Source organism: Komagataeibacter ossonobensis (genome assembly GCF_057359305.1).
Window position 1 is genome coordinate 20,594 of sequence record NZ_JBXAYQ010000036.1, and the last position, 7,001, is coordinate 27,594.

A 7,001-nucleotide genomic window follows, 5' to 3' on the forward strand; every position below is an offset into this window, starting at 1 on the left:
TTTAAAAAAAGGCGACACCCGGAAACTTTCATTATTTATTATTGCCGGTTTATTCTGAAACAGGTCCTTATGCGGGCAGGCTGGCCCGCACGCCGTGATCCCGAATGGCCCTGCGCGCGGCGACAACCGCCGCATCCAGCGCGGTGGTATCCATGTCCCGCCAGCCATCAAATGCCGACAGACGCAGGGCTGCCGCAAGATCACTGTCATTGACCAGCGCCATCTGGTCGGCATCCAGCGTGGGTTCGATCGGGGCATAGGCCTGGCCCTTTTCATCCTGCCCACGCAGCATTTCCAGATAGGCGGCAATCCCGAAGGCGATCCGGTCCAGATCATGCCCGCTATCCAGTGACCGGCGCACGGTATCGGTCCAGAACACGCGTACCTTGGATGCGCCATCGCTACAGATCCGCAGCAGCGTATCGGCCACGGCATGGTTGGAAAACCGGCTGAGCAGACGCCTGCGGTAAGCATCCAGATCCACGCCCGCCGGTGCATCGATCTGCGGCATCGCGTCCTTTGTCCAGTACGCGTTGGCCAGGCGGACCAGATCGGCGTCCTCCACCGTTTCATGCGCATAGCGGTGCCCCAGCAGCAGGCCCGTGGCACCCAGCAGCACATGCGACGCGTTGAGCATGCGCACCTTTACCTGTTCATACCCCGCCACATCATCCACGAATTCGACCCCCACCCGTTCCAGCGCGGGGCGGCCGTTGCAGAAACGGTCCTCCATTACCCACTGGCTGAAATCCTCGGCCAGTACCGGCAGATCGTCATCCAGCCCGCTGGCCGCGTTCAGGGCATTGCGGGTTGCGGTATCCACCCCCGGCGTGATGCGGTCCACCATGGAACAGGGAAAGGTCACGTTAGCGTCGATCCATTCCGCCAGATCCGCATCCAACGCACGGGCATAGCCCACGAACGCCTCATGCGCGACATGGCCGTTACTGCGCAGGTTGTCGCAGGACAGGACGGTAAACGGCCCGGTACCCGCCGCCCGCCTGCGGCGCAGGCCTTCGACCACATAGCCAAACACGGTCGCGGGGCGGCCCGGATCCTTCAGGTCCGCCTGCACGGCGGGGGTGTCGAGGCGGAACTGTCCGGTTTCCTCGTTGATGTTATAGCCCCCTTCCGTGATCGTCATGCTGACGATGCGCGTATGCGGATCCGCAAGGCGGGTCAGCACGGCTTCGGGATCGGCGGGAGCCAGCAGGTATTCACGCAGCGCCCCGATGATGGAGACCGCGCGCCCCCCGTCCGCCGCGACTTCCGTCAGGGAATACAGGCAGTCCTGCTGTGTGAAGGCATGGGCCTTGGCCTCGCCACGCGCGCCACCACCCAGCCCCACGCCCACGATGCCCCACTGTGCCTGCCCCGGCAGGGCGAGGCATCTGTTGACGTACCATGCCTCATGCGCGCGAAAGAAGTTGCCGACACCAAAATGAACGATCCCTCGCCCTACGTCCTCCCGCCTGTAACGCAGCGGCTGGACGCTGGCAGGAAGGTGATTCAGGGTTTTTTCGTTCAGCATGGTGTCTTTTGCACTCCTTGGTTGTGGTCTCAGACCCCGTTCTGTCGCATCACGACCTTATCGGTGGAAGCAGGCTCGAACGAAGCCTCGGCCAGGAATGGATGACCCGAAAGCGGAAATGCCCCGTCATCCGTCTGCCCGTTTGACCAGATGTTACGCACGGCCAGCCGCATGTCCGCATGCAGCAGCCCGATAGCGAAACGCATGACAGGGGTCCAGTGTTCCCCCTGCCGTTCCAGTTCGTCCAGGATATCGCGCATTCCGTCATCGGGCAGCGTGCGCCCGCGACGGGACGCCGCCAGCGCATTACAGCGATCGGCCATCTGGCCCAGTATGCGCGCCAGCATGTCACGCTCCTGCTGCAGGATATCGCCCGTCCGGGCGGTTTCCCCTTCCACCGCCGCGCGTGAAATGAAGATGGCGTCCGAACGGATCCGGCGCAGTAGTCCGGGCAGGCGCATCACCAGCGGATCATGCCGCGCCAGTGATCCGGGATGTTCGACCTCCGCCTCCTGCACGCCGTCATTGATGTCCTGCAGCAGGGAACGGCACATCACATCCACCGTACCCAGCGCATCATGGTCGGGATGCTGGTGCAGCGCCGCAGACAGCAGGTCGGACAGGCGGCGCAGCAGGCTTGCGGCATTACCCAGCACTTCACGCCGCGCCTCATTGCGCAGCACGAAAAACGAGACCGCGAACGACACGACAACCCCCGTCATGATCGAGGCGATACGCTGCAGCGGCCTTGAGAACGGTTCCCCCGTGGCGGGAAACAGCAGCACGACCATGAGCGTGACAATGGCCACCCGCATCTTGGGCCGCAGCGCCACCAGCACCGCCAGCGGCATGAGCATGACCCAGAACACCATGCCGACCGACAGCGCGCACCACTGTTCCAGCGCGATGGCCGACATGCCCGCCGCCGCCCCGATCAGGGTGCCGACGATCTGTTCACGCCCGGTGGACAGTGTCTGGGTCAGGCGCGTCTGGGTAATGACGATGACCGACGTGATCAGCGCCCAGACCGGTTCATCCAGATGGATGATGGTGGCGACAATACCCGACAGGATGAGCGAGACGTTCATCCGCACGACCTGCCGCCACGTTCCCCGCCGCATGATGGAAAGCAGCAGGTTCTTCAGGCGTTCACGCATACGGTTCAGTGCCCGGCGCCATCCGGCAGGGGAAAGGGCACCCAGCGCAGGCCATCGGAATTCTGCACCAGGAACAGCACGGTCTTGCGGTGCTGGGTCCGCGCGGTGTCAAGCTGGCGCCGCAGGTCGGCAGGCGTGTTCACGGCCGACTGCTGCACTTCGGTCACCACGTCACCGGGGCGCAGGCCGCGTTCGGCTGCCGGGCTGTCATCGGTCACGCCAGTAACCAGCACGCCCTTCTGCCCTTCCGCCATATTGTATTTCTGGCGCGCGATATCATCCAGGTCACCCACCGTGAAGCCCATGCCGGTAATGGCCATGCTACCCTGTGCCGGTTTTTTCGCGGGCGGGTTGGCGCCATCGGCCTTGTCGGTCTTTTCCTCGGGCAGGGCGCCGATGGTGATGGCGACATTCATCTGCTGGCCCTTACGCCAGATCCCCAGATGGGCCACGCTGCCGCCCGCAAGTTCGGCCACAAGGCGCGGCAGGGCGCGGCCATCGATTTCCTTGCCATTCAGGCTCTGGATCACGTCGCCGGTCTGCAGGTGGGCCACCGCCGCCGGTCCCTTTGGCTCCACCCCCGCGATCAGTGCGCCATGGGGGCTTTTCAGGCCCAGCCCATCGGCGATTTCCTGCGTCACGTCCTGAATGCGCACGCCAATCCACCCGCGCGTGACACGGCCATGGCGGCGAAGCTGTTCGATGATGCCCTGCGCCTCGGCGGAAGGAATGGAAAAGCCGATCCCGATCGACCCGCCCGAAGGTGAGAAGATGGCAGTGTTGATGCCGATCACTTCCCCATGCAGGTTGAACAGCGGGCCGCCGGAATTGCCCTTGTTGATGGGCGCATCGGTCTGGATGAAATCATCATACGGACCCTGTTCGATATTGCGCCCGCGTGAGGAGACGATGCCCGCCGTCACCGTGCCCGACAGGCCGAACGGGTTACCGATCGCCAGCACCCAGTCTCCCACGCGCGCATGGTCGCTGTCACCAAAGGGCACGGCGGGCAGCGGCTTGGGACTGTCCACCTTCAGCACCGCAAGGTCGGTGCGGTCGTCATGGCCCAGCAGTCGCGCCTTGAGCACGGTATTGTCCTGCAGCGTAATGGTGATCTGGTCGGCATGGCGCACGACGTGGTTGTTGGTCACGATCACGCCCGATGGGTCGATGATGAAGCCCGAACCCAGCGCCTGCATCTTGCGCGGCGGGGCATTGGGGCTGTCCTGCCGGTTCATGAAATCGTGGAAGAATTTCTCGAACGGCGACCCTTCGGGGAAATTGGGCACCTGTGGCGCGCTGTCGCCGTCGTCGCCATCATCATCGTCCTCACCGGGCCGGACCATCTCGGTGGTGGATACATTGACGACGGCGGGCAGCAGTCTGGCCGCAAGGTCGGCAAAGCTATCGGGCATGTTCCGCCCCTCGCCCGGCAGGCGCAGGGGCGGTGTCGTGGCCGCAGGGGCCGTGGCGGCAGGTGCTGCCGCGGCCGGGGCGGGATCAGCCGCGCACGCGGCATGCCCCCCAAGGGCCGTAACCAGCCCCATGGCAAGGCAGGATCGGGAAAAGGCAGCGGCACGAAAGGACATGGGGCTCATATATCCTGCTGAACGGGGTCTGACGCATTACCCTATATCACGCCCTTCACGCACGCGGAAACCACGGCCTCAGTTCCGGCATAACGGTGCATTCGCCGGCAGGCCACCCGATGCCGATGGCGTGGGCCTGCGGGCCGCCACACGGGCGCGTTCGCGGTTGCGCGCTACCCACAGCAGCACCAAGAACCCCACCCCATTCACCACCACCTGCATCACCCAGCCCGTGCCGAAACTGGTCAGCACCAGCCGCCCGTACAGGTCCACCAGCGTGCCCGCCGTAAAGATTTCCAGCGAATGCCGCCCGAACAGCGCCATAAGCTGGCCACCGCGCGTCCCCGCCAGCACGGTGGCCCGCGACGAGGACTGCACCAGGTAGAACAGCGCCAGCACATCCAGCAGCCGCCACGGGGCAAGGATCATCTTGTCCGGCACCGCCATGCCGACGGGCCGCAGGTCGGCAAAGCCCCAGTCCGTCCATGGAAAGGACTGCACGAAGGAAAAGACCAGATACAGCCCGCACACCGCCGCCAGCACGCGCGAACGCGGCAGGCTGCCATCATGCCGTCCGGCCACCCGCGCCCCGCACACCCCCAGCACGAACAGGAACTGCCACGCCAGCGGGTCGAAATACCATCCATCCGGGTCAAGCCAGTTGGGAAAGTTCAGGCGCGGGTCATAATTGACCAGCAGCCAGACCGCCCCGCTCAGCCCCAGCACCACGGGCGTCCCCACCCCGCGCAGCAACGCGTATAACGGCGCGAATCCCAGCAGCAGCACGATATAAAGCGGCAGGATGTTCAGGTTACCCGGCAAGGCCTGCAATGACAGCACCCGCCATGCGGAATCCAGCCCGTGGGCCAGTTCGGGTTCAAGGAAATCAACCGGCACCGGCCAGAAATGCCGCCATATGCGGATGGTGGAAATGCACACCACCACCATCGCCATCTGAAACACATAAAGCTGCCAGCACCGCCGCCCGATCCGCGCCAGCACCGACGTGACCGGCTGCTTCCTGCCAAACGCACGGCCATAGGCCAGCCACGAGGCATAGCCCGCCAGCAGCACGAACACCTCCGCCGCATCGGCAAAACCGACATTGCGCATGGTGAAACGGTTCAGCACATTCTGCGGGATATGGTCGATGCACATCATGAGCAGCGCTACCCCGCGCAGCGCATCAATCCGGTGATCGCGCCGGTGGGGTACTGTCCCCTGCGATATGGAAATGCCCATCGTGTCCCCTGTCCGCCTGAACGATGCACAAAATGGCTGCAACCATTGTGGCGCAGCGAGCGTAAAGCAGCAAACCGCACAGCCTGCCATTCCCCCCATGGCAGGGATGCCCCGCATGCCGGGCATGACACACGACCGGCATGCGGGTGGGTGCCCACCGTTTCATGACTCGACCACCATGGGCCGCCCCTTCTATACCCGCACGGGCCAGATAGGCAGACAGCAGGGAGCGCACAACCATGACCAGTCCCGACAGGGCAACCATCGAAACCGTGCTGCAACGCGTGCGCACCGCGGATCACGCCATCAGTGTTGCGGATATGGGCAGCCTGGATGCCTTCATGGTGCGTGATGGCGTCCTGCATGTCGCCATCGCGACCGACCGCACGCGGGCGGGATCGCTGCAGCCGCTACTGCCCGAACTGGAACGTGCCCTTGTTGGCGCGGTTCCCGGCTGCACGGCGGCCAGTGTCATCCTGACCGCGCATCGCACCACACCGGCAGCCCCGGTGCCACAGGCGGCGCCTGCCGCCGCTGGCGGCGGGCATCGTCCCCTCAACCTTGGGGGCAAGACGCCAAAGGCCGCGACCGGCCCGCTGCCGCCGGGCGTGGGCGTGGTCATTGCCGTGGCCTCGGGCAAGGGCGGCGTTGGCAAATCCACCACCGCGGTCAACCTTGCGGTGGGCCTGGGGCTGGAGGGACTGAAGGTCGGGCTGCTGGACGCGGACGTGCATGGTCCCTCCCTGCCGCGCATGATGGGTGTTGGCAACCAGCCCGAAGTGCGCGATGGCCGCCTGATCCCGCCGCACAAATGGGGCATCAGCGCCATGTCGATCGGCATGCTGGTGGATGAAAGCAAGGCCATGATCTGGCGCGGGCCGATGGTCATGGGGGCCATCGGGCAGTTGCTGGGTGATGTGGAATGGGGCGCGCTGGACGTTCTGGTAGTGGACATGCCGCCGGGTACGGGGGATGCACAACTGACACTGGCGCAGAAAACCGCGTTGGCCGGTGCCGTCATCGTCTCCACCCCACAGGATATCGCCCTGTTGGACGCGCGGCGCGGTGTTGCCATGTTCGAGAAGATGAACGTGCCGGTGCTGGGTGTCGTGGAAAACATGTCCTATTTCTGCTGCCCTAACTGCAACCACCGCACCGAACTGTTCGGCCATGGCGGGGCAAAGGCGGAAGCGGAAAAGATGGGTGTGCCGTTCCTGGGTGAAATCCCGTTGCTGGCCGATATCCGCGCCAGTGCCGATAATGGCGCACCGATTGTGGTCGCCGCCCCCGACAGCCCGGCGGGACAGGCCTATCGCACGCTGGCCCACACGGTTGGTGGGGCGCTGCGACGCCTGCTGGAACAGAAGAAGAAGGCCGCACGCCAGGCGGGGCAGTAAAAAGCAATAAAAGTTTCTGGACGCCGCCTTTTTTCAAAAAGGCGGCGTCTTTCGAAGCTTTTTAGGAAAAAGCTTCACCAAAAAC

The 7,001-nt window shown here is 64.4% G+C and carries 5 protein-coding genes; 1 reads left to right on the top strand and 4 read right to left on the bottom strand.

Annotation, left to right across the window (positions count from 1 at the left end):
• Positions 1-67: 67 nt before the first annotated feature.
• The 4 genes from AC1RQ9_RS15125 to AC1RQ9_RS15140 all read right to left on the bottom strand — a co-directional run bounded on the left by AC1RQ9_RS15125 (position 68) and on the right by AC1RQ9_RS15140 (position 5,519).
• Positions 68-1,531 carry a mannitol dehydrogenase family protein gene (locus AC1RQ9_RS15125; protein WP_485987618.1) on the bottom strand — a complete coding sequence of 488 codons (1,464 nt, stop codon included), beginning with the start codon at positions 1,529-1,531 and terminating at the stop codon, positions 68-70.
• A 29-nt stretch (positions 1,532-1,560) separates the two neighbouring features.
• Positions 1,561-2,688 carry an FUSC family protein gene (locus tag AC1RQ9_RS15130; RefSeq protein ID WP_485987619.1) on the bottom strand — a complete coding sequence of 376 codons (1,128 nt, stop codon included), beginning with the start codon at positions 2,686-2,688 and terminating at the stop codon, positions 1,561-1,563.
• A 5-nt stretch (positions 2,689-2,693) separates the two neighbouring features.
• Positions 2,694-4,235, bottom strand: coding sequence for a DegQ family serine endoprotease (locus AC1RQ9_RS15135; protein ID WP_485987625.1), 1,542 nt, complete (start codon positions 4,233-4,235; stop codon positions 2,694-2,696).
• Positions 4,236-4,355: 120 nt separating this feature from the next.
• Positions 4,356-5,519: an OpgC family protein gene (locus tag AC1RQ9_RS15140; protein ID WP_485987621.1), complete on the bottom strand. Its 1,164-nt coding sequence runs from the start codon at positions 5,517-5,519 to the stop codon at positions 4,356-4,358.
• A gap of 239 nt (positions 5,520-5,758) precedes the next feature.
• Between AC1RQ9_RS15140 and AC1RQ9_RS15145 the strand changes: the two genes are divergently transcribed.
• A complete protein-coding gene (locus AC1RQ9_RS15145) occupies positions 5,759-6,916 on the top strand; it encodes an Mrp/NBP35 family ATP-binding protein (protein ID WP_485987623.1) in 1,158 nt (385 codons plus the stop codon).
• The last annotated feature ends 85 nt before the right edge of the window (positions 6,917-7,001 follow it).

Excerpts from the sequence above, each read along its gene's own strand:
- AC1RQ9_RS15125 (WP_485987618.1), bottom strand. The coding sequence starts at position 1,531 with ATGCTGAACGAAAAAACCCTGAATCACCTTCCTGCCAGCGTCCAGCCG.
- AC1RQ9_RS15130 (WP_485987619.1), bottom strand. The coding sequence starts at position 2,688 with ATGCGTGAACGCCTGAAGAACCTGCTGCTTTCCATCATGCGGCGGGGA.
- AC1RQ9_RS15135 (WP_485987625.1), bottom strand. The coding sequence starts at position 4,235 with ATGGGGCTGGTTACGGCCCTTGGGGGGCATGCCGCGTGCGCGGCTGAT.
- AC1RQ9_RS15140 (WP_485987621.1), bottom strand. The coding sequence starts at position 5,519 with ATGGGCATTTCCATATCGCAGGGGACAGTACCCCACCGGCGCGATCAC.
- AC1RQ9_RS15145 (WP_485987623.1), top strand. The coding sequence starts at position 5,759 with ATGACCAGTCCCGACAGGGCAACCATCGAAACCGTGCTGCAACGCGTG.